Annotated in this window: 14 protein-coding genes and 2 pseudogenes; 6 read left to right on the top strand and 10 right to left on the bottom strand. The window is 46.8% G+C overall.

Annotated elements, in window-relative coordinates; all coding sequences use genetic code 11:
- Nucleotides 1-87 precede the first annotated feature (87 nt).
- Genes R50912_RS33220 through R50912_RS10370 form a run of 3 tightly spaced genes read right to left on the bottom strand, consistent with a single transcriptional unit; the run spans nucleotide 88 to nucleotide 5,571 of the window.
- Complete coding sequence (locus R50912_RS33220; protein WP_052416195.1) at nucleotides 88-4,179, bottom strand: RCC1 domain-containing protein; 4,092 nt, start codon at nucleotides 4,177-4,179, stop codon at nucleotides 88-90.
- Nucleotides 4,180-4,211: 32 nt separating this feature from the next.
- Entirely contained in the window at nucleotides 4,212-5,114 is a 903-nt protein-coding gene (locus R50912_RS10375; protein WP_042234599.1) for an esterase/lipase family protein, read from the bottom strand.
- A gap of 1 nt (nucleotide 5,115) precedes the next feature.
- Nucleotides 5,116-5,571 (bottom strand): hypothetical protein, encoded by a 456-nt coding sequence (locus tag R50912_RS10370; protein WP_042234596.1) that lies wholly within the window; start codon nucleotides 5,569-5,571, stop codon nucleotides 5,116-5,118.
- A gap of 262 nt (nucleotides 5,572-5,833) precedes the next feature.
- Here R50912_RS10370 and R50912_RS10365 point away from each other — a divergent pair, with 262 nt between their 5' ends.
- A complete protein-coding gene (locus R50912_RS10365; RefSeq protein ID WP_042234594.1) occupies nucleotides 5,834-6,907 on the top strand; it encodes a YheC/YheD family endospore coat-associated protein in 1,074 nt (357 codons plus the stop codon).
- A gap of 90 nt (nucleotides 6,908-6,997) precedes the next feature.
- Nucleotides 6,998-7,761 (top strand): annotated as a pseudogene (locus tag R50912_RS10360) (KamA family radical SAM protein); the annotation flags it as partial.
- 73 nt (nucleotides 7,762-7,834) lie between these two features.
- Here R50912_RS10360 and R50912_RS10355 read toward each other — a convergent pair.
- Entirely contained in the window at nucleotides 7,835-8,410 is a 576-nt protein-coding gene (locus tag R50912_RS10355; RefSeq protein ID WP_042234592.1) for a DUF421 domain-containing protein, read from the bottom strand.
- A 279-nt stretch (nucleotides 8,411-8,689) separates the two neighbouring features.
- Between R50912_RS10355 and R50912_RS10350 the strand changes: the two genes are divergently transcribed.
- Nucleotides 8,690-9,112, top strand: coding sequence for a YheC/YheD family protein (locus R50912_RS10350; protein WP_197073065.1), 423 nt, complete (start codon nucleotides 8,690-8,692; stop codon nucleotides 9,110-9,112).
- Nucleotides 9,113-9,182: 70 nt separating this feature from the next.
- On the opposite strand, the gene R50912_RS33215 is transcribed toward R50912_RS10350, so the two are convergent.
- From R50912_RS33215 to R50912_RS10340, 3 genes and pseudogenes are all read right to left on the bottom strand, one after another.
- Nucleotides 9,183-13,574: an S-layer homology domain-containing protein gene (locus R50912_RS33215; RefSeq protein WP_231637817.1), complete on the bottom strand. Its 4,392-nt coding sequence runs from the start codon at nucleotides 13,572-13,574 to the stop codon at nucleotides 9,183-9,185.
- Between the two features lie 30 nt (nucleotides 13,575-13,604).
- Nucleotides 13,605-13,931: pseudogene (locus R50912_RS36430) on the bottom strand (GLUG motif-containing protein); the annotation flags it as partial.
- Nucleotides 13,932-14,507: 576 nt separating this feature from the next.
- A complete protein-coding gene (locus R50912_RS10340; RefSeq protein WP_156123058.1) occupies nucleotides 14,508-17,078 on the bottom strand; it encodes a winged helix-turn-helix domain-containing protein in 2,571 nt (856 codons plus the stop codon).
- 426 nt (nucleotides 17,079-17,504) lie between these two features.
- Between R50912_RS10340 and R50912_RS10335 the strand changes: the two genes are divergently transcribed.
- Together R50912_RS10335 and R50912_RS33210 are read left to right on the top strand one after the other, a co-directional pair.
- Nucleotides 17,505-17,684: a hypothetical protein gene (locus R50912_RS10335; RefSeq protein WP_197073063.1), complete on the top strand. Its 180-nt coding sequence runs from the start codon at nucleotides 17,505-17,507 to the stop codon at nucleotides 17,682-17,684.
- A gap of 45 nt (nucleotides 17,685-17,729) precedes the next feature.
- The gene (locus R50912_RS33210; protein ID WP_052416190.1) at nucleotides 17,730-18,347 is read left to right on the top strand and encodes a TetR/AcrR family transcriptional regulator; all 618 of its coding nucleotides are present in this window, start codon (nucleotides 17,730-17,732) and stop codon (nucleotides 18,345-18,347) included.
- Here R50912_RS33210 and R50912_RS10325 read toward each other — a convergent pair.
- The 3 genes from R50912_RS10325 to R50912_RS10315 are packed head-to-tail and all read right to left on the bottom strand — an operon-like array spanning nucleotide 18,322 to nucleotide 22,341.
- On the bottom strand, nucleotides 18,322-19,680 hold the full coding sequence (locus tag R50912_RS10325) for a HAMP domain-containing sensor histidine kinase (RefSeq protein ID WP_042234584.1): 1,359 nt from the start codon (nucleotides 19,678-19,680) through the stop codon (nucleotides 18,322-18,324). The genes R50912_RS33210 and R50912_RS10325 overlap by 26 nt on opposite strands.
- Nucleotides 19,677-20,354, bottom strand: a complete 678-nt coding sequence (locus tag R50912_RS10320) for a response regulator transcription factor (protein WP_042242054.1) — start codon at nucleotides 20,352-20,354, stop codon at nucleotides 19,677-19,679. Before R50912_RS10320 ends, R50912_RS10325 begins: the two co-directional genes overlap by 4 nt.
- Before the next feature lie 22 nt (nucleotides 20,355-20,376).
- Complete coding sequence (locus R50912_RS10315) at nucleotides 20,377-22,341, bottom strand: serine hydrolase domain-containing protein (protein WP_231637816.1); 1,965 nt, start codon at nucleotides 22,339-22,341, stop codon at nucleotides 20,377-20,379.
- Nucleotides 22,342-22,784: 443 nt separating this feature from the next.
- Here R50912_RS10315 and R50912_RS10310 point away from each other — a divergent pair, with 443 nt between their 5' ends.
- On the top strand, nucleotides 22,785-23,108 hold the full coding sequence (locus R50912_RS10310) for a transposase (RefSeq protein ID WP_042234582.1): 324 nt from the start codon (nucleotides 22,785-22,787) through the stop codon (nucleotides 23,106-23,108).
- Nucleotides 23,109-23,122 lie beyond the last annotated feature (14 nt).

The raw sequence follows: 23,122 nt of genomic DNA, 5'->3' as shown, positions 1-23,122 counted from the left end.
ATGTTAGATAACAGCAAATAACCGCCTCTCCGTAAAGGGGCGGTTATTTGCTTATTTAAGATATTAAACATTTAGAACTATCACCGTTCAAATTAATCTTCTTAATAAACTTTTATGAGAATATGCAATATCTTTTATTGGCGCCTCATTGAATGTAGGCGATGGAAATAATAAGACATTACTCAAATCGTTAGGAAGCACTTCAATTTCAACTAATCTTAAACTGTTCTCAAGATCAACAATTTCGAATGCTATGGACTGTTTACCAGACATCGTTAGAATTAATGGAATTTCTGCGATACCATCATGAAATTGAACATCAATTGTCGTAGTACCAGTAGCTGATAGCTCTACATCTCCGAATTTCCCAAAGAATTCAGTGTTTGAAATTGTATAACCTGACACCTTTACTTTAGCAATTCCATTTAATATACCTGTATTAATACCGTCATCACTATAGACACTATCAACAACACTTAACTTAACAATTGTTGGTTCACCAACATAGATTGTTGATTGAGCCATTTCAACAGAGCTATCAAGTTGTTTTTTTGTTTTTAAGATCATGTTATTTATCTCTATCCAACCTAACTCAGACCATTCCGACCACAAGTGTTCGTCAAACACTTTCACTTTCACTTGGAAGGCTTGACCTGACGGTAACGCTTCACTCACCATCCAAGTGTTCTCAGTAGCAGTCATCGGCTGACTCACGATGCCCGAATCCACTATTTCATTTCCACTTGCATCCAATATCTGCACCTGGTACGCCGCAAAACGTGTTAATGCTGCATCTTTTTGAATCCACCGGATGGTCGGCTGATTTACATTACTTTTCTCCGGTGCTTCTTTACTTCCCAAAGGATAGGTCAGTACTGCCTCTGGAGCCGTATTCTCTTTCACTAATGCAGGTGTTGTGTGCACATCCGTCGTCCCGTCTCCGAGCTGCCCATGTTGGTTAACGTCTCCCCAAGCCCACGCGCTTCCATCGGTTTTAACGGCCGCCGTATAAATCTTCCGTTGGTCGTCGTTGTACGCCACTCCTACAGCGCTCACTTCGCTTATTCCTTCAACTTTTACAGGTGTATATCCATCCCATCTCCACAAACTCCCATCTTCCCGGATCGCAAAGTTACCACCACCGCCTACGATAGTTTGAATTCCACTTAACGGGTTCAATGTGAAGACCCTCTGATAGTTGCCTCCCCACAGTACTACACTTCCATCTTTTTTCAGTGCAAGTCCACGATTACCTATTTCTCCTGCCACAATACTTGCTAAATCTTCTAATCCCGTCATTGGAACAGCCATTAACATGTTTGATCCTAACGATCCCGGGATTTGATAACTTCTTCCATCTCCCCATCCCCATGCCGTCCCTGCACTCGTCATGGCGTAAGCGTAACCCTTGCCTGCCGTGATTTGACTTATCCCACTGATGCCTAATACCCGCACAGGGGTACTCTGGTCTATTGTGGAATTATTCCCCAATTGTCCATTATAATTTTCGCCCCAGGACCACACGGTCCCGTCGTTTTTCAAGGCATAACTGCTATACTGACTTGCTGCAACGGCTACAATACCTTCCAAGCCCCGGACTTGGGTCGGTGTATTACTGTTATTTCCTGGTCCATTTCCCAACTGACCATATGCATTTCCTCCCCAGGTCCATACAGTTCCGTCCTCTTTTAACGCAATACTATGCTGTTTTCCTACTGCCACGGATTTTACACTGGTTAGTCCCTGAACGGAGACTGCTGTAGTTTTAGTCGAGTTCGTCCCATCTCCCAGTTCTCCAGAACTATTCATTCCCCAGCCTCTTACCGTTCCGTCTTCCTTTATCTGCAAAGTATGATCTGATCCCACTGCGAGATTTACTGGAGTTCGTACTGTGAAACTGGCTGCAATAGAGGAGTTACCTGCTTCATCCCGTGCAACAGCTTTGAATATATAATCTCTATTTGCTACAAGATTTTCAAATGTGAATTCAGGATTCACTACATTTCCAACTAACTTAGAATCTTGATATAAATCGTAACTAGTAACCGCTACGTTATCAGTAGATGGCGACCATGAGAGCGTCACTTTGTTTCCTCTCAACAGTTTCGTAATGAAATTCCTTGGTGATGAAGGATTTATTCTATCAACTTTAGCTTCCCCCGTAACTTCCTCACTAAGATTAGTTGCAATATCTGCCGCTCTCGCATAAATGGTATATAATCCTTCAGTATCAATAATTATAGGTGTTGTATAATCCTTCCATTCTCCCCTGTCAATCTTATAATGATATTTTTGAAATCCACTATTTGGGAAACCTTTATCCGTATCGAAACCTCCAGATAAGGTCACTGTGACGAACTGATTTGTCCATTTTAAAGGCTCAATTGTCATTATTGGTACGATAGGCTTTGTCCTATCAATTTTTGCTTCCCCAGAGACTTCTTCACTGAGGTTAGTAGCAGTGTCTACTGAGCGACCTATAACCTTAAATAAACCCTCCGTATCAATAATAATAGGTGTGGTGTAATCCTTCCATTCACCCCCATCAATCTTATATTGATACTTTTGAAACCCACTATTAGGAAAGCCTTTATCTGTATCAGTTCCACCCGACAATGTTATGGAGACCGACTGATTAGTCCATTTGGATGGTTCAATTGTCATTATCGGTTTAGGAGGATTGGTCTTATCAACTTTAGCCACCCCAGTTACTTCTGCACTAAGGTTAAATACATTGTCTACTGATCTGGCATACACATTGTATAAACCTTCTGAATCGATCACAAAAGGAACAGTATAGTCCTTCCACTCCCCGTCTTGGTTGATTTTGTACTGATATTTTTGAAAACCGCTATCAGCGTCTGTCCCGCCGCCTAATGTAATCGTTACATACTTATTCGTCCAAGCTGTTGGATCGATCGTCATTACGGGTACAGTCGGATTGGTAGTGTCTACCTTCACCGTTTCCGTTAAGACTTCCGAATCATTTCTATTCTTGTCTCGAACATACGACTTGAAATTATATATTCCTGTGTTAGGCAATGCTAATGGTTCTGTGTACTCTTTGTATTCAGAATCATTAAGATCATAAAAGTACTTATAAACACCAGATGCATTATCTTCTCCAGATAAGTTATAATAAACGTTTTTCCCATACCATTCATTGACGCCTTTTACCCCATCAATGTGTGAGCTTAGTGTTGGAATTGTTTCGTCTTGGGTTCCTCCAAGATCTAGATCAACAGTAGGGCTAATGCTACCTTCGAAGTTATCATCGCCATTCTGATCTATCTGAAGTACGACTTGCCCATTCTGATTAACATCGGCTATAAATACTGAAGTGGGAGTAACGGCAACATTATCAAAACGCAATGTTCTATCTTCAATATCTTTTTCATTTGCCCATACTATCGAGAAAGTTAATTCACCATATCCTGTACCAATGATACGAACTTTATAGTCTTCAGTATCATTAACTAGAGCAATCTTTGTTTCACCGTCTGTAAAGTAGTTGATGTCTGGGATTTTAGACTCAAAAGTTTCAGCGCCTGTTGGGCCTGTATGATTGCCTGAGGAATCATATATATGTAGTTCTACCGGACATTCCGCCTTGAATTTTAAAGTTTTTATTTCTTTAGTCTCATCACGAATTTTATCGGAGACAAATTCATTAGGTTTATCCTTTAAAATTTTCAAGATTTTTTGCTGCACTTCAGGACTCTTCACAAGACCTACATGAGACCTGCCAATATAAAAAGTTCGTGTTTCATCAAGCTTAAAACCTACTGTAGCACTTGATGTAGGAACAACGCCATCTCCCTGTATAACTTTCACGTCACTCAGATATTTATCGTTTAACGAAGGCACGTAGTAAACCAATTTACCAGGAGTTTCTCTCTGATCGCCAACTATAAAGTATGAATCTACCTTTTTTAGTGTATTAAGTACATCCAAAGAAGAATGAAAATTCTTGGCATTTTCAAGCAAGACATCATTTGACCAATCATTAGTATCCTTAATAAAATTCTCCGTTTCACTGAAGGTATTATATTTAGTAACTTTCACTTTAGGAGAGTCAGGCTTTGGATATGATTTAGTTTCAATATATCCGTTGGTTTGGTATGAAAAATAGGATTTATTGGGTAGTAACTCATAAATAGATGGCGTATTTTTCTCCAAATTTCTTACTGCAGAGCCAACTGTTAAATAAGCTAAGTATTCATTGTAAGATTTCCTGTTTCAAGCATATTGAACGCTTGTGGAGCGCCAAGAAATGGTGTGCCAATTGTGATCAATTTTTTTATTAGATTACTATTCCCTTGTCTGATAAATTCAGTGGCGACAAGTCCTCCCATACTATGAGCAACAATATAGTAGTTACTATATGGAGACGCAGCCCGCTCAATATTTATTCTTTCTTTCAACTTCTGTGCATTTATACTGGAGCCTAATCTCCAATCGTAAGGAAAATCAACGACGTGATATCCTTCATTTTTAAAGAAAGCAAGGATACCATCATAATCACTGATACTATTGCGAACACTTATGCTATTTTTACTTTCTCCTAAAGCGCTCATCTGCAGGCTATTAATTTGTTCGCGAATGCGAGGGACATTCTTGCTATCCTCAGGCTCCCATACCTGCTCATCTCCCAGAAACAACTCACTTCCCATGATTCCAGGTAAAAATATTATTCTATCTTTATAAACAGTAACCGTACACTCATTAGTATAGTAAGGTTGATCGGTCGGCTTTACAACAAATCTATAACTTCCTTCATCTTTGGGTTCATAAGAAAAATGGTCGCCCCAGCTTGATGGTTTATAATAATAATCCGCTTGTAAGACACCATCTTTATAAATATTAATGAGTACTGGGTGAGCCTCAGCATTAAAACTATAATTAATGTATATCTTTTCTCCATATTTCACGACTGCATTATCTGGGTATACTGATGTACTCAATATTCCGATCGAAGACTGTTCGGTTGGATTATTGCTGTATACAGATTCATGAACTGAATTAGCATATGTATAGTTTTGAAGATTTCCAGTTAGATTAAATAAAGAAACAAAAATTGTAATAATTATACTTAATGAAAATATTCTTTTCATATTACATTCCCCCTTTATTATTTAGAAAGAGTAGATTTTTTCTTATTTTGAATAGATAATATAGAGCCAAAATAAATTGAATAATAGAAATACTCCAAGGAAGCAGAAAGAGCATCTCCACTTGATATTCCGGAAAAAATTTAGTAGAAACAAAAACTCCATACTCACTATCGCCGTTATCTTGTATTGCTTTGAAAAATAAAAGAAGTAAAAGGCTTGAGAGCATAGTTACTAAAAACCAGTTGACATTGTACTTTATCCGCTGAGTTCTTATAAGCAAAAAAGAATTAGTAAAACATAACAAAAGCGGTATAAAATACACCTTAAATGAGATTTTTAATAATTCTGTTCCCCATCCCTCAATTTTTATCTTTAAAAAATAGATTAAGATTAGATGGAGCCCAACAACCAGTAATACATACAAAATAGCTTGAAGTACTGTCTTTATTGATTTCATCTTTCGTCCCCCTTTTCTACTCATTTACTAAAGCTCGTATGATATCATCGCCCTTCGTTGAGTATTCCCCCTACTTCACTAGCTCTGATACCATAATTGAATTCCCATGACTTATTTGAACTTAAATACTAAATACCCTTTTAATGTAATCATCGGAAAATTGAAGGATAAAATGAATAGTAAAACCTAACCACTGAGTTAGATAAAACTTTATTTAAACTGACTGAAGGTATATGACACAAGAAGACTTTGAGTTCTGAATATGCAGATAAACTCAAAGCAATTTCTCGCTTGTCATATATACGTCTATAATGCACGTGTCTTTGTGTTTACCCCCGCAGATGTGCATGTAAGCAAAGAACAGATCCATGCCCTTGTCTATGATGTCAAAAGCGGAACATGGTCGCGCAAATGGCGCTCCTTCCCGAATATGATCTATGACCGCTGCCGGATTCAGCGCAGCCAGCGGTTCCAGCAGTTGCTGCGCTTCCGCGCGCGGTATGATCATCTGACCTTCCTGAACCGTCCGCTGCGTAATAAATGGACGGTCCACCAGACCTTTTCACAGAAAAGCCGTTTCCGGCAGCATATGCCGGAGACTCTTCTATATCAGTCTTCCGCCGATCTCCACCGCATGCTGAAGTTCAGTCCGGTCGTCTACGTCAAGCCGATTAACGGCACGGGCGGACGCGGCATCCTGCGGATTGAGCGGCAGCGGGAAGGCAAGTCCCTCTACGATATCCAGGGACGCCGCCAGAGCCGGCAGATCATCGCGCCCCGCAAGGTGTCGCTGAGCCGCCTGGATTCGATTGTCCGCCAGTGGTGTCTCGGCGGACGGTTCCTCATCCAGCAGGGCATTCCGCTCCGCTTGCCAAGCGGCCGGTTCCATGACTACCGGATGCTCGTGCAGAAGAACGGCCAAGGCGTCTGGGAATTCACCGGCATGGCCGGCCGGGTAGGCGCGGCCCGCAGCGTCACCTCGAACCTCCATGGCGGCGGGCATGCGATGCGGGCCGAGGCCCTGCTGAAGCAGTGGCTCGGCAGCGAAGAGCGGGCCGACAAGGCCATGCGCACCGCAGAGAAGCTGGGAATCGAAGCTGCCGCGTACCTCGAAGATAGCTTCGGCGCGCTCTGCGAGCTGGCCCTGGACCTCGCGATCGACCGCGAGGGCAAGATCTACGTGCTGGAGGTCAACCCCAAGCCGGCCCGCGAGGTCTTCGCCCGCTCCGGCGACAATAGCACTTACCGCAAAGCGCTGGTACGCCCGCTGGAATATGCGATGTGGGTGTATAAGAACAAGAATACGCCGAGCTCGGCGAAGACGGTTGAGGAATGAAAGATTGGTAATGAACAGCAATGAACCGCTCCTTCACAAATACAGAAGGGGCGGTTCTTATTACTGAATCAATAAAAATAGGTAAGGTATATAACAGATATTAACAAAATTGAGTTATTGTCTGAGTCGGAGAAAGAAAAACTTAAAGAAGTCACAGACAGATTTGTTTTCCGTGTCAATAGCTATTATCTTTCTTTGATTAACTGGGACGATCCGAAGGATCCTATTCGAAAACTAGTCATTCCAGGTGAAGGAGAGCTAATGGAATATGGCCGCTGGGATGCTTCAGATGAGGATACAAATTATGTTGTACCAGGCTGTCAGCATAAATACAGAACGACAGCACTTCTAATCGTATCCGAGGTTTGCGGGGCTTACTGCCGCTATTGCTTCCGTAAACGGTTGTTCCGTAATGATGTGAAAGAGGCTCAGTCTGATGTCACACTAGGATTGGAATATATTTCAAGTCACCCCGAGATTAACAATGTACTTCTAACGGGGGGGAGACAGTCTGATTCTCTCGACTTCGAAGCTTCGTTCAATCATTGAAAGTCTTAGAGCGCATATAGGAAGATCAAGAGCTGCTGAATTTGATTCAGACTCATTCTACTGAAGACAAACGGATATATGTGATGGCACACATTAATCATCCTCGTGAAATAACGCCTGAAGCCAAAAAAGCTTTTAAAGCTCTTCATAACGCTGGAGCTATTGTCGTTAATCAGACACCGGTTCTCAAAGGTATAAACGATGATCCCGTTATTCTCGGAGAACTTCTGGACCGACTTTCGTGGGCTGGAGTCACGCCTTACTATTTCTTCGTTAACCGTCCTATCGCCGGTAACCGGGAGTTTGCTGGGGGAAATCAGGGAATTGGTTCAAATCATGCAGAAGTACGAATAAGAAGCTAAAGATCCTATTTTCAGCTTACTGCAGTGTGGGGTCGATATCCTTTTCATGGTTGTTTTGGCTAACCTCTTTGAAAAGCGAACCTTGCTCCAAAGCATCTTCTGACTTCAGGCCGAGCAAACGTTCTAATTCCCCAATGGTCACTGGTTTGGCATGCCGCATTAGTTCATATCCTAATTGGCCGTTTGGTTCAAGTGTAGCGGTTTGGACATCTGTGAAGTTCGTAATCCCTTGCTCTCTGAGCCTTATTTCAAGTTGGTCTACTGACATACGAATGGAGCGAAGAGTAGTAATGTTGATTTGTCCGTTTTCAATAACGATCTTGGATTGGCCACTAAGCACCTTTTCAAGCCAATTAAATTTCAATTGTAAATATTCAATAATTAATAATGACACAATAAATACCGAAGCAGAGCCTATCGCTTGCCACAATTCATGATTCGCAATAGGTTGAACTATGGTAGTACCGATTGAGATCATTATTACCGTCGTCGCTACACTCATCTGCGAAATTGATTTTCTGCCGGCAATTCTCAGAAGAATCATTCCGACTAAGACTAGAAAAGCAGATTTCCATATCCAAGCTAGATCCATCAGATCATCCTCCAGAAATACCGATTTCAATTAGTATGTAATTCTAAATTGTATCCTATTCAAAATTTATCCATAATGCATATATTGAACCTTTCCATTACAAAGACACTCCAGAACTATAAAAAAAACAATTAAGAGCTTCTTCCTCGATCTATTGTGGGAGAAGCTCTTCTCTCTCCTATTCACAAAATTCACGCCAGCGTACTTATGCCTTGCGGTTTGACTTAATGATTCGTTAACATAAGGCGCATTGTATTACGGGCCACTCAAACTCTTTGATTGAGATTGTTTATGATGTTAAAAGCGGAACATGGTCGCGCAAGCGGCAAGTTCCTCGTCCAGCCGGATATTCCGCAGCAGCTGCCCAGCAGCAGGTTCCATGACTACCGGATGCTCGTGCAGAAGAACGGCCAGGGCTTCTGGGAATTCATCGGCATTGACCGGCCAGGTAGCCGCTGCGCATACCAAGAAGACAGCTTCGGCGCAAGCTGCGAGCTGGCACTGGACCTCGCGATCGACCGCGAGGGTAAGATCTACGAGCTGGAGGTCAACCCGAAGCCGGCCCGCGAGGTCTTCGCCCGCTCCGGCGTCAGCGGTACCTACCGCAAAACGCTGGTCCGCCCGCTGGAGTACGCGATGTGGGTGTATAAGAACAAGAATACACCGAGCTCGGCGAAGACGGTTGAGGAGGAAATGGAATAGATCGACAAACAACCGCCCTTTCGCAGGTTTGCGAAAGGGCGGTTGTTTACTAGATTACGTGATCCTTAATTCATTTTCCCCGTTGTGCCAGCAGCTTCAGCAGAACCGTCACAGCCTCAGCTCTTGTAGCAGAGTCTTGCGGAGCAAATTCGTTGTTACCCTTCCCTTGCACGATACCCGCTTGCTTCACGAAATCAATGCTGGCCTTTGCCCAGCCTGGAATATTCTTATCGTCAGCGAAGCTGGTGGTCAGCTTGACTCCGGTAGACTCACCCAGCGCTTTGGCGAGGATGACCGCCATCTCGGCGCGTGTGATTTCTGCATTCGGACGGAAACCGCCGTCCTCATAACCTGTAATTATGCCTGCTTGCACCGCCTGTGCGATGGCTGTCTGCGCCCACACTCCAATTGTAGCTGAATCTGCGAATTTCAGATCCGCCCCTGCTCCTTGATGCTTCAGCGCATTCATCAGCATCACAGCGAATTCCGCACGCGTCACTGAATGATTCGGCTGGAACGTTCCGTCCAGGTAACCCTTAACCACGCCCATGCTCAACGCTTGCTGGATGTTGGCTTCTGCCCAATGTCCAGCGACATCACTCAGGATAACTTCCGTAGGACTCTCCGTGACCGGCGCTCTTACTGGCAATCCCGTCACTTCGTCTACACTGAGCACTGCATATTTCCCGAAGTGATCCACTTCCACAATGATGTGATTCCCTTCGCTCTTGCCGCCTGCGACTTCAATCCAGGCTTTCTTCACCTCATCATAATAGAATACCGCTGCTAGTTGGTTGCTTGTCACAAGGGATGGATCAAAGGCAATGTTCAACCTAACCGGTTTAATGAAGTTCTCCAGGAAGTTTTTGGTAACCTCGTACACGGGACTGAGCAGGAGCTCGTTATTTGGGAAAAGCTTTTGTGGATCCAGCACCTTTTCAATGGATAATATCAACTCTTTGTTTATAGCTCCGGCGGGAATGGAAATCTTGATGGCATCCTCGAAGCTAACTTCACCCGCCTGGTTTACGGGAAGCGTTAATGTACCGTTGGTACTGCTAACAATGATATTCGTTGGGAGGATGAAAGTACTTCCAGGGTCAATACTAACAAGCTGTGTAGCCGGGAATTCGGCAGTTATAATGCCTGAGTCCGCTGCATTCGTCGTTGATGCTCCAGCAACAGTGAAGAAGTTCGCAGGCACTCCCGTTAAGGTATACCCTGGCTTGGGCGTGATTGTAATCATCGCCGTATACGCCGTGCCTGGGGCAAATACGGTCATCGCTGGTGACCAGCTAACCGTGGCTATATATTCTGGCGAATAAGTCGCCGTCGTTACCGGCGTAGTCCCGATGATCGGTGCGGTCACACCCATTATCCCGGGTGTAGTAATTGGAACGTTTGATACAGGCACTTCCGTGACAGGCAACGCTGCCGTCGCCGGGAACTCGGCGGTTACCACTCCTGAATCTGCTGTATTGGTGGTGCTAGCTCCCGGTACGGTAAAGAAGTAGGCGGGTACTCCAGTTAAGGTATACCCCGGCTTGGGCGTGATTGTGATCGTCGCCGTATAAGCCGTTTCTGGAGCAAATAAGGTCGTCGCTGGTGACCAGCTAACCGCGGCAGAATATTCTGACGAGTACGTTACCATCGTTACCGGTGTGGCACCGGTTAGCGGTGCAGTTACACCCGCTATCTCTGCTGCCTTGATGGGAATAGCTGTCACAGGCACGATCGCCGTCGCCGGGAATGCGGCGGTTACCACTCCTGAATCTGCTGTATTCGTGGTGTTTGCTCCCGGTACGGTAAAGAAGTAAGCGGGTACTCCGGTTAAGGTGTAACCCTGCTTGGGCGTGATTGTGATCGTTGCGGTATACGCCGTTCCTTCACCAAAGCTTGCGTCTGCCGGAGTCCAATCTATCGCCGCTGTATACTCTGCCGTGTCCGCTATCGATGCTGTCGGCGCTTCACCTGCGACCGGCACGGTTACTCCAGCAATCGCTGCCGTCGTGATAGGTATCGCTGCCGTCGCCGGGAATACAGCGGTCACTACACCTGAATCCGCTGCATTCGTCGTTGTAGCTCCCGCTACAGTGAAGAAGTCTTTAGCCACTCCCGCTAAGGTATAACCGGGTTTTGGCGTAAGGCTTATCTTCGCCGTGTAAACTGCTGCTCCCGCAAAGGTCGCGTCCGACGGGGTCCAGGCTATCGCCGTCGTATACTCTGCCGTGTCCGCTATCGATGCTGTCGGCGCTTCACCTGCGACCGGCACGGTTACTCCCGCTATCGCCGCCGTCGTGATAGGTAACGCTGCCGTCGCCGGGAATACGGCGGTCACAACTCCTGAATCCGCTGCATTCGTAGTGGTTGCTCCGACTACAGTGAAGAAATCTTTAGCTACTCCGGCTAAAGTGTACCCCGGCTTGGGCGTGAGGCTGATCTTCGCCGTGTAAACTGCTGCTCCCGCAAACTTCGTGTCTGCCGGAGTCCAATCTATCGCCGCTGTATACTCTGCCGTGTCCGCTATCGATGCTGTCGGCGCTTCACCTGCGACCGGCGCAGTCACTCCAGCTATCGCTGCCGTCTGGATAGGCACCGCTGCCGTCGCCGGGAATGCGGCGGTCACTACACCTGAATCCGCTGCATTCGTCGTTGTAGCTCCCGCTACAGTGAAGAAGTCTTTAGCCACTCCTGCTAAAGTGTAACCTGGCTTGGGCGTGAGGCTGATCTTCGCCGTATAAATCGCTGCTCCCGCAAACTTCGCGTCTGCCGGAGTCCAGTCTATCGCCGCCGTATACTCTGCCGTGTCCGCTATCGATGCTGTTGGCGCTTCACCTGCGACCGGCGCGGTCACTCCAGCTATCGCCGCCGTCGTGATAGCTATCGGTGCCGTCGCCGGAAATACGGCGGTCACAACTCCTGAATCCGCTGCATTCGTAGTGGTTGCTCCGACTACAGTGAAGAAATCTTTAGCTACTCCGGCTAAAGTGTACCCCGGCTTGGGCATGAGGCTTATCTTCGCCGTGTAAACTGCTGCTCCCGCAAACTTCGTGTCTGCCGGAGTCCAATCTATCGCCGCTGTATACTCTGCCGTGTCCGCTATCGATGCTGTCGGCGCTGCACCTGCGACCGGCACGGTCACTCCAGCAATCGCTGCCGTCGTGATAGGTATCGCTGCCGTCGCCGGGAATACAGCGGTCACTACTCCTGAATCCGCTGCATTCGTAGTGGTTGCTCCGACTACAGTGAAGAAATCTTTAGCTACGCCGGCTAAAGTGTACCCCGGCTTGGGCGTGAGGCTGATCTTCGCTGTATAAATCGCTGCTCCCGTAAACTTCGCGTCTGCCGGAGTCCAGTCTATCGCCGCCGTATACTCTGCCGTGTCCGCTATCGATGCTGTTGGCGCTTCACCTGCGACCGGCGCGGTCACTCCAGCTATCGCCGCCGTCGTGATAGGTATCGCTGCCGTCGCCGGGAATACAGCGGTCACTACTCCTGAATCCGCTGCATTCGTAGTGGTTGCTCCGACTACAGTGAAGAAATCTTTAGCCACTCCTGCTAAAGTGTAACCTGGCTTGGGCGTGAGGCTTATCTTCGCCGTGTAGCTTTCTTCTCCGGCAAAGGTAGCATCTGCCGGATTCCAGGCTATCGCCGCTGTATACTCTGCCGTGTCCACTATCGATGTTGTCGGCGCTTCACCTGCGACCGGCGCGGTTACTCCAGCAATCGCTGCCGCCGTGATAGGTATCGCTGCCGTCGCCGGGAATGCGGCGGTCACTACACCTGAATCCGCTGCATTCGTCGTTGTAGCTCCCGCTACAGTGAAGAAGTCTTTTGCTACTCCGGCTAAAGTGTACCCCGGCTTGGGCGTGAGGCTTATCTTCGCCGTGTAGCTTTCTTCTCCGGCAAAGGTAGCATCTGCCGGATTCCAGGCTATCGCTGCTGTATACTCTGCCGTGTCCGCCAGAGCCGCAACGGGTACGGCACCGGTTTCCGGCACGGTCACTCCATCAATTGCTGCTGATTGGATAGGTACAATCTTGATATCCTGGGCATCTACACTCCGGATATGTTCAGCAATCGCTGGTTGTGCAGCCCCTTTTACCCGTAAATAAATCTTATCGCCTAGTCTGACTACAATGTTGTCCACGCTTGTATCGACTATCGGCGTGTACGAGCCTGTGTTGACTTTATACTCCATCCCACTTGCCACGCCGGTTAACTTCGTCGTTCCTGCATTCGTTCCTGGTGTCAAAGCTATAAACGCCCATAACTCAGGATAATGTCCTGGAAGCATATACCAATCTTCGCTGAAATCCCAGTCACTAAATGTGGTTGGATCTTGCATTTCTGCGGTTGTTTTACCCGTACCTTTCCTGGTATCCGTCTGTCCTGTTGTGCTACTATCGTAGAAGCTGTTGCTAATGGTTCCACTGGAGAGGTAAGCAACCAAGCCCCCCATATCATAATAATTACTCCCACTCACATTTCCTGTGGCATAACTATTGATAATGGTTCCATCGTTTCTAGCAACCAATCCGCCCACTAAAGATCTTCCAGCAATACTTCCTGTGGCGTAACTGTTTTTGATGATTCCGTTGCTGTAATTACTACCAACCAAGCCACCACTTATTCCATTTCCAGTAATACTTACCAATGCGTAGCTGTTGCTAATAGTTCCGTAGTTTTCATTAACTAAACCTGCTGAACCATTCACGATTCTTCCGGTCACGTAAGTGTTGCTAATAGTTCCGTAGTTAGTGGATAACAAACCACCCGATGAGTACCTTCCTTGCACCTCAATATCTTCCAGAATCATATTGGTAATATTCCCTGTAGACCTTCCAAACAATCCGACCTCAAAAACAATAAAAGGTTGATCAATTTTCAGATTTGTGATTTTAAATCCATTGCCGTCCATGTTCCCACTAAACGGAGAACTGCTGGAGCTATTGGCACTATAGATCCTCACTCCTATCGGCATCCAATTATCATAACTACTCAAATCAATATCAGCTATTAAATTAAAATAAAGACCTGGATCCAAATAGTTCCTAACCTCACTCAGTTGATCGGCCGTTGCAATCTGATAAGGATCACTTGCTGTACCCGTTCCTCCAGCGAAGCCTCCCGCAGCATGAGCCGTCCCACCTCCAGGTGCAATAACCCCCGATATTCCTCCTATTACCATTAGTAGCACCAGAAAAACCGACAATCCTTTTTTATACGCCTTATTCATACGCATTCCCTCCTCCAAAACTTCTCCACTTCATATATCTCTCACAAATATTTCCGATCTCCTAGCTTCTTTGTGTCATTTCTCATTGTATTCATCCCACTATAAGCCTTTCCGTGCAAAAAAATAACTCCCCATTTGGGGAGGTAGGCCTAATAATTATTCAACGAATATCTTTAACTCTTTGGCACGCTGCAAGGCATGTATCCGATTGTTCGCTTCAAGCTTTCTATACACATTCCGGATATGAAACTTTACAGTTTCGCCAGTGATGTTTAGATCTGATGCAATTTCCTTGTTCGCCAAACCAGCCGCAATCAATACTAGGACCTTCGTTTCCTGATCGGTCAGTAGTTCTTTACGGGGCTGTTCGGCTGGTAAGCTGTCTTGGCTCTTGACCTGCATAGCCTGAAGCAGTTGCTGCACATAACCAGAAGTAACAAGCAGCTTATCCCCCAAGTGATTATCTTGAAGTCTCTTCCCATAAGCCGCCAGAAGCTCTGCCATCACAGGGCCTTCATCTATAAAGCTGCGAATATACCCCCCCGGCTCTGCCTTTTGCAGGGCTGCCTCTACCTGAATCAGCGCCGCCTCCATTTGACCAGAGCGCTGAAGCGTCAGACTTTGCAGAATGATGACCTGAATACGATCACGCAGACGGTCTTCCCTCCCCAACATGCGATTTAACTGTTCCAGCAAGTACAGTGCTTCATCCATCCGCTCACAAGCAATAAGTACTCTGGCAAAAGCAAGATATTCTGTCACCCGATTCAACGAAACCTCATCCGTATGCGCAAGACCGCAGCTTTGCAGCCAGTCTAAAGCCTCTTGAAGTAAGCCTTGCTCCAGGGACAGACAAGCCTGTTCTGCTTCAATTCTGTACATAAACAATTCGTAATCCGGAGAGGCAATTTGCATTTTCAACTCGTTCAGCAGCGCTCTGGCCCGGATCGGATTGCCTTTTGCTTGCTGGATCCGTGAAGCATTCATGGATATTTGGATCATTATCCGCGCAAAGGGCTGCATATCCTGGCGTCCGAGCACCATCGCAGCATACCTCTCCGCCTCTTCGAGCCGGTTCCACTCGTATAACAGCTTGCTGTAGGAAGCGCATAAGAATCCGAGAAAAGGGTATTCCTGCTTGTTCTGCCACACGCTGATCCATTTGGGCAGGAATGCATCCGCTGCATGAAGATCATTGATATGGGTCAATAGATCGTCAAATGAATCAAAGCCCTGGTATCTGTTGCGTCCCACCGTCTGAAAGAAACTGCCTTCCGGCATATACTGCTCAACCAGCCCGAAGTAGTCTGACGTTCGTTCCAAATCTTTGTGCAGATAGGAGGTGATCGCATGGAAAAAGTAGATATTGCCCATGGCCTGCTTCCATTCCGCATCCGATACTTTGCCCTCCAGTGCTTGAAACCGGATGGTTGCCTGTTTCACTCTGTGAAAAGCTTCGGTCCATTCCCCAACGCCCAATAAGACAGAAATATAAAATAATTCAACCATTGGCTTCTCAGCAAAGGAGTTTTCCGGTAAAACAGAGACCCATCGGATCAATACAACACTTTTCGTCTGGACTAACGTATGTAGATTTTTCTCAATTAACCGGACAGCATCCGGATAATATTTCCCTTCTAAATAATGTTCCACCGCTTCTTCGTCAAAGCCTTGTGACTCCAGCCACTCTGCCGCGCGAACATGCACCTGCATCCATTGATCTGTGTCTGTTCTGAACAATAGCTGCTGTAAGAAATCCGAGAGCAGGTGATGATACCTGTACCATGTCCGATGATCATCCAAGGGGACAATGAATAAATTCATTTGCTCCAGTCTCTCCAATTGTGCTTGAGCATTCGCCTGACCGGTTACTGCCTGGCATAAGGAAGCGTTCATGCGGTTCAGGATGGAGGTTTCCAATAAAAAAGCACGTATCTGCTCCGGCTGATGGTGAAATACCTCTTGCAGCAAATAATCGGAAATATCATGCTGATGGCCGCTGAACTGCTGAAGGGTAGCCGAAATATTGTCACTTTGCTTCAAAGAAAGGGCTGCCAGCTGCAAGCCGCTGATCCAGCCTTCCGTCTGCCGGAACAGCATCTCCACTTGGTCTGGAGTTAAGCCTAAATCCGTTGTTTCGCGAAAAAAAACAAGTCCTTCGTCCAAATGAAAACGCAAATCCTGCATTTTAATCTGATGGAATTCACCTTTGGCCAGCAGCCTGGCAGTAGGTATGGACAGATCCGTACGACTTGCAATATAGAGGTGAATATGTGGAGGTAAATGCTCTAGCAGATAGGTGATGGATTGATGAATAGCGGGAAGTTCTATGACATGATAATCATCGAGTATAACTACCAATTCGTTCGGAAAAGCATTCAATGCATTCAACAATTCCATAATCGCAGGCTCTGAAGATTGTGAAGGACCGCTATCCAGCAGGGATTGCACCGCTAAGCCGAATCCGGGCTCTCTCTCCTGAATAGAAGCGGTGAAGTAACTCCAGAACTGGATCCAATCATTATCCTGTGCGTCCAGCGAAACCCAGGCCACAACGCTGAGGCATTGTTTCACCCATTCACTTAATGCCGTAGTTTTGCCATATCCAGCCTGAGCGGAAATCAGTGTTAACTTAGCCTCCCTTCCTTCATTCAGCTTATGAAGCAGCCTCGGCCGGGCTACCAGAGATTTACGGACATGGGGGATATGAAGTTTAGTATGGACCAACAATAAATATCCCTCCGTATATTTGCAGCATGTTATGCTGATATTCGCTATAAGTTAGCACCGTCTCTTCAGTCTCATATTATATCAGATAAGATACTTAATAATATCGACTCCACCCTAAAAAGTAGCGGTTGATATTTTCACCCTTGGAACGTAGTTCACTTCATTTCTGCGAAACCAAGGGGTATAGGTATCTTTAACGAATACAATTGATCTTTCTTTCGCATATAAGTATACACCTTGTGCAATGAGTATTCTTGTCGCATACTCCAAGTAAGGGAGAGATGACATGAGAAGAATGAGGAAAATCACGATCACGAATGGCACGCAGATTTCGTTAAGAACTTCGGGTATGCCCCCGAAGCGGATATCATCGGGGCAGCTTTTAAAGCGAACGGTCATCTAATGCATGCAGGTACGGTACTATTGCAATCCTACTCGGTATATGAAGAGATTCTGATCCACTTTCAGAACAACATCAACGTCTATCTCGCTGAGCAGGATGGCGTGAAGCTTCTGAAGTGGCTAGGTGATGCGGTCAACGATCGGAAACCCTATTCAGTGGGCAGCAAGTTCCTCACGATGCCGGAGCCGGCGCAGAGATAATTCTGGAAGCTTCGGAACATTAGCATAAGACAGGGGAGAAAATCATTGAATTTGCGTGAAAAGCAGATGCAATGGACGAGGGAGATTATTAAGGATACAGCGCTGGGCTTGTTCTGTGCTCAAGGTATTGAGCGCACGGGTATGGCTCAAATAGCGGAGCAAGCCGGCGTCTCCCGGCGCACTTTGTATCATCATTATAAGGACAAGGAAGAATTAGCCGCTCAAATCTATGTCCTGAACCTGGAGCAGATGTTTGGACAGCTGCTGTTTGACTTTGATTTTGCACAGCCTGTACAGTCACTGGAGAAGATTCTGAATCAATACCTGGCGCTGAGAGATCATCAGGAGTCACTGATCTACTATGATGCCATTTTCGGAGTATACTACAGCACCCTGTCCAAGAATCCTGCGGACCTGCCTGATTTCAAGAAGGCTATGGAAGTCTGTTATTCGGGGTTAATACGCCTTGAGACCGAATCTGTGACTCTGGAGGACAAAAAGAAGTGGCTGGACATTCTGCAGAAGTCCACCCGCCTGTATTTCATGTATTTACAAAAAGCCGTAATTATTACCCATCAGCGGGGCGGTTTGGTTACCGAGGAAGACCGGGCAGCGGACCGGCAATTCAAGGATTTCATCATGAATGGTGTACGGGCAACCTGACGATCATCGTGGTTCCCTCTTCAGCCGTAACGTCCACCTCAATGCTCCCCTGATGCAGGGAAACGATTTTTTGGACAATCGCAAGCCCCAGACCGTTCCCGTTGTTATTTCCCCTGCGCGACTTGTCTGCTTTATAGAATCTTTGGAATATGGCGCCAACCTCTTCCGGAGAAATCCCGATGCCGTTATCGCTGATGGTGACGGATACTTCTGCTGCACTGCTGTCTACACGGATACGGATCTTCCCGCCTTCAGGCGTGAACTTGATGCTGTTGCTGAGCAGATTCATCCATACTTGCTTCAGTTGGTCTTCATCACCAATGATATTGACGGCTTCGGGCAGTTCCAGATCGATAACGATGCTTCGGGCAGACCATTGCGGCTCACAGGTCACAACAATAGTTCTAATCTGCTCGTCAAGCCGGAAGAAGCCTGCTTGGAAGGGATGATGTCCGGAATCCAGGGAAGCGAGCTTCAGCAAATTATCACTTAGTCTCGACAGACGTCCACTCTCCGCAATGATGATATCCAGATAGTCCTTGCGCTCCTCCTCCGCAATCAAATCATTATTCTGCAGCGCCTTGGCAAAGCCGGAAATAGATGTGAGCGGTGTCTGGATTTCATGAGAGACATTCGATACGAAATCCTGCCTCATCAACTCCAGCTGCTTCAATTCTCCGGCCATCTCTACATAGCTTTGCGTCAACTCCCCGATCTCGTCCACACGGTTCCTTTTAAGATCCACCTCGAAGTCACCTTTGGCCAGTCTTTTGGTTGCATCCGTCAATGCCTTGATCGGCTCCACCAGATATCTGGCAGCCACAACAATACATACACTTCCCAGCACAAGCACTAGCAGCAGCACAAAGAGTACCATCCGGTTGACGATATCCTCATTCTCGGCAGAGTACTGCAAGAACATTGCATACCACTCCCCCTTGAGCATAAAGGGCATCCCGATGAACGTATCCTTATCTTCCGTCGAGGAACGATAAATCTTTCCCTGCAGCACTTGCCGGACAACCCCGGGGGTGATGGTCACAGCCGGACTATCCGAGAGCCCGTAAAAAGTATGTTCTCCGGATGGATCGTACAGGTTAATGGGATGTGCCGATATCTTAACCATACTATTCAGGAACTCATTGGTATCTTTAGGCTTGGCGTCATCATAGCGGTGAATGATCTCCTGGCCCACTGCGAGCATTTCGCTCTGTCCCTTATAGCTTATTTGCTGCTGAAAAACATACAAGCCAATGAAAAAGGAACAGATCAGGCTGAAGATGATGATACTGAGAAACGTAAGAATGACCCGAACATACAGTGTCTTGATCATGGCTCAGGGATCAGCCGGTATCCCAGGCCGCGGGCGGTTTCGATTTGAAAACCCTCGCCATTGCCGCTGAACTTCTCCCTCAGCCGGCTGATATGCACATCTACAGTCCGCCCGTCCCCTTCATAATGGAGTCCCCAGATTTGCTGAATCAGTTGTTCTCTGGTGAAGATCTGCCCGGGGTGACTGATCAGCAGAAACAGAAGATCAAATTCCTTCAAGGGAAGCGTGACCGGTGCCCCACTGCGTGTAACCTGAAAGGTCCGGCGGTTAAGCACCACATTGCCGAGCTGCACGGACTGTGAAGTAACTACCAGTGAGCGTTTGAGCAGCGCTTTTACCCGCATCACCAGTTCCACCGGATCAAACGGCTTGGTCAGGTAATCATCCGTTCCGAGCTGAAACCCTTTGATTTTGTGGGCAGATTCCGCTTTGGCCGTCACCATGAGGAGGGGGAGGTTGGCATCCGAACGCCTGATTTCCCTGCACAGCTCCCAGCCATTCAGTCCCGGCATCATAATATCCAGAATGACAAGATCGATCTGTGAATCCTCTATGATGGACAAGGCCTTGGTGCCGTCCCCGGCTTCTTCGAGGTCGAACCCTTCTTTGCGCAGATATAGAGACATCAGCTTCCGGATATTATCATCATCATCCGCGATAAGTATAGTAGCCACGATCATCCTTCTCTCTTAAGCGTTATCCAAACTGCCAGCCGAGCAGATTCCAATAGTAGAAGAAGATCATCAGTACGACAGCCGAAAGCGTCACTAACGTGTAATGCACCCGTTTAAAGGCGGTCCAATACTTATTTATCCAAACCAATATAGCCGAGATTAACATTGCTAAGGTCAAGCCCGCCATAATGATTGGCATAACCAGGCTGACAGACAGCAAAGGACTGATACCGCTGAGCTTCTGCATAATGTCCATGGACATAATAACCATAAACAGAGTAATAAAAGATAACAGCGCCCAGCCGGCAGTTCCCGCAGATAATCGGATGGCCCGCTTTTCTGGGGGCGTCATCGCCTTGAACCTGCGTCTGAAGAAGAGGGGGCCGGGCAATGCCGTGATGAAAATGAATCCCACGACACCAAGGAGGATAAGCCAAAACTTACTCTGGTCCAAAAGGGGCGTACGCTCCAGCGGCATCTCCGGAGCCATGTCCAGGAGCATATGTGTAACTTTGCCGGACTCATCCGTAAGGAAGCCGATTTGATCGGTCCCTCCTTCAAGCTGGAACAGGTTAGGACCGATGGCTCTGTACAGCTGTTGTTCACTGCCGCTTCCCAAGGATAGCTTATTATCCGCAATCGTAACATTCAGCTGGGCAAAAAAGTTAAAGAACTTGTCAATATCACTTATGTTGCGGCGTGTAAATTGATAGGAGCCGGCATATTTCTGCACGGATTCCCCAGAAGCCGAGAACTCCGGCTGCTTCACTTCGGGAGCGGGATAATACCGGTTGAACAAGGCCTGGACCAGTTTTGCTGCCGATTCACTGCCTTGACCGCCATTGTAGGATAAGAAAATCCCCAGTTGCTTGGCAGGTGCGAGAAACAATTCCGTATTAAACATCGGATCGGAGCCGCCATGAGAGATTAATGTTAACCCGTTCACCCGCTTCTCAGCGAATCCGAGTGCTACTCCCGGCAGGCGCTTATCGAGCTGGAATGCCGTTGAATGCATGAATGCAGCAGTCTCAGGCTTCAGAATCTGCCGGTCTCCATATCTCCCGTCCTGCAGATGGGCGATCATGAAGTGTGCCATGTCTACCGCAGATACGGTACCCGAGCCGGCAGGACGAAATCCGCCCTCGAATGTAGGCGTGCCTGGAATAAAGCTTCCATTCTCGCTATTATACCCTACCACCTGGTACGGGATGAATGAGTCCGGCAATGGCTCCACGACCGTCGAATATTTCATGTCCAGCGGATCGAAAATATACTTTTGAATATATTCATTGTATGGAATGCCGCTTACATCCTCCACAATCATACCCGCAAGCGTGGCACCATAGTTAGAATAGGCACTCATCTCACCGGGCGGTCTGATCCGGGCAAGCATATGTTTATGGAGTGTTTCCGAGATGGACCCAGGCAATCCGGCTGGATCAGTGACGATCTGATAACCGACTCCCCCCTCTTCAAACCCTGCTGTATGGGTCATCAAATGACGCATGGTGACGGGTTCAGGATAAGTGGCGGGAATCTTCACGGATTTCAGGTAGGTGTTAATGTCCGTGTCCAGCTCAATCTTACCTTGTTCCACCAGCTGCATTACAGCAGTCCAGGTGAACAGCTTGGTCGTAGAAGCGATACGGAACATGCTGGTTACAGGGTCAACCGGAGCCGCTTGTTTCAGATTGGAACTGCCATACCCTTTGTCCAAAATGATCTTGCCGTCCTTAACGATGGAGATCACCGCTCCCGGAATTTGCAGCCGGTTCATATCCTCTTCCATGATTCCGTCAACGAAAGCAGTCAGACCCGCGATATCCTCCAGATTGGCGGCAGGTGCTTCAGTCTGAGGTACCACTGGCTTGGTTTGAGCCGTCCCGGCCTTGACATGTTTCCCGGGAAATATGAGGCTCATGCTTAACCCGATTACAGCTAATATTGTCAGACCAGCGGCCAGCCTTTTATTCATAGTTTTTTCCATATTATCCTCCGCATCATCTTATATATTGTAGTCCGGATGATCATCCGCCTGACACTTATAGAGACTAACAGAGTATTGTGAATAGAACGTTAACAAGACTATAAGCTGTCCACGAGCAGGTTCATTACACGAATCTATGAGCTGGTTCATCTGCGCAAATCCGTGGGCGAACAGGTCGGTGAAATTCTTCAGGTCGATAAACTTCTTAATGTCTATATAGTAATCCTGCCTGGTCCGCGCGCATCCTCATAGTGCGTTTGGAGCAGATGGAGCGAATGGAGCGAAGTAAGGCCACTATTACTCTAAATCCTGCACTCAATACAACATTTCCCTCCTTAAAAGGGCCGAAATTGGAAATTGTTGCACAAAATCTCTTAAGCCCCCTAATCGAATTGGAGTCCTAAAGATGCATAAGGTACACTAATAGAGAAGGGGATGAGGACATGAAAAGTAACAAGTTGTACGATGAACAACGGATTAAAGTTGCCCAGGAAGCGATTAATGGGACGAAGCTCTCTTTCCTCGCCCGTAAATATCCAGTTTCTCCCAGCACGATTACGAACTGGGTGAAGTTCTACAAAGAACGATTTGGTGAGCAAGCGACACCTTCAGTTAACGAACGTATTGAAGATGCCAAACGTGTCCAAGAGTTAGAGACCAAAATGGACACTGCGATTAAACTGCTGGGCGAAAAGGATTTGGAGATCGAACTCCTGCGTGAACTGCTAAAAAAGACCAACCCCGCTTACAAGACAGACTTGAAATAGCCGATGAAAGCATT

The sequence above is a fragment of the Paenibacillus sp. FSL R5-0912 genome, from assembly GCF_000758605.1.
In the GTDB taxonomy this organism is placed as follows: Bacteria; Bacillota; Bacilli; order Paenibacillales; family Paenibacillaceae; genus Paenibacillus_AQ.
Note: the sequence above shows the minus strand (reverse complement) of the source record. Positions and strands in the feature narration are given on the sequence as shown.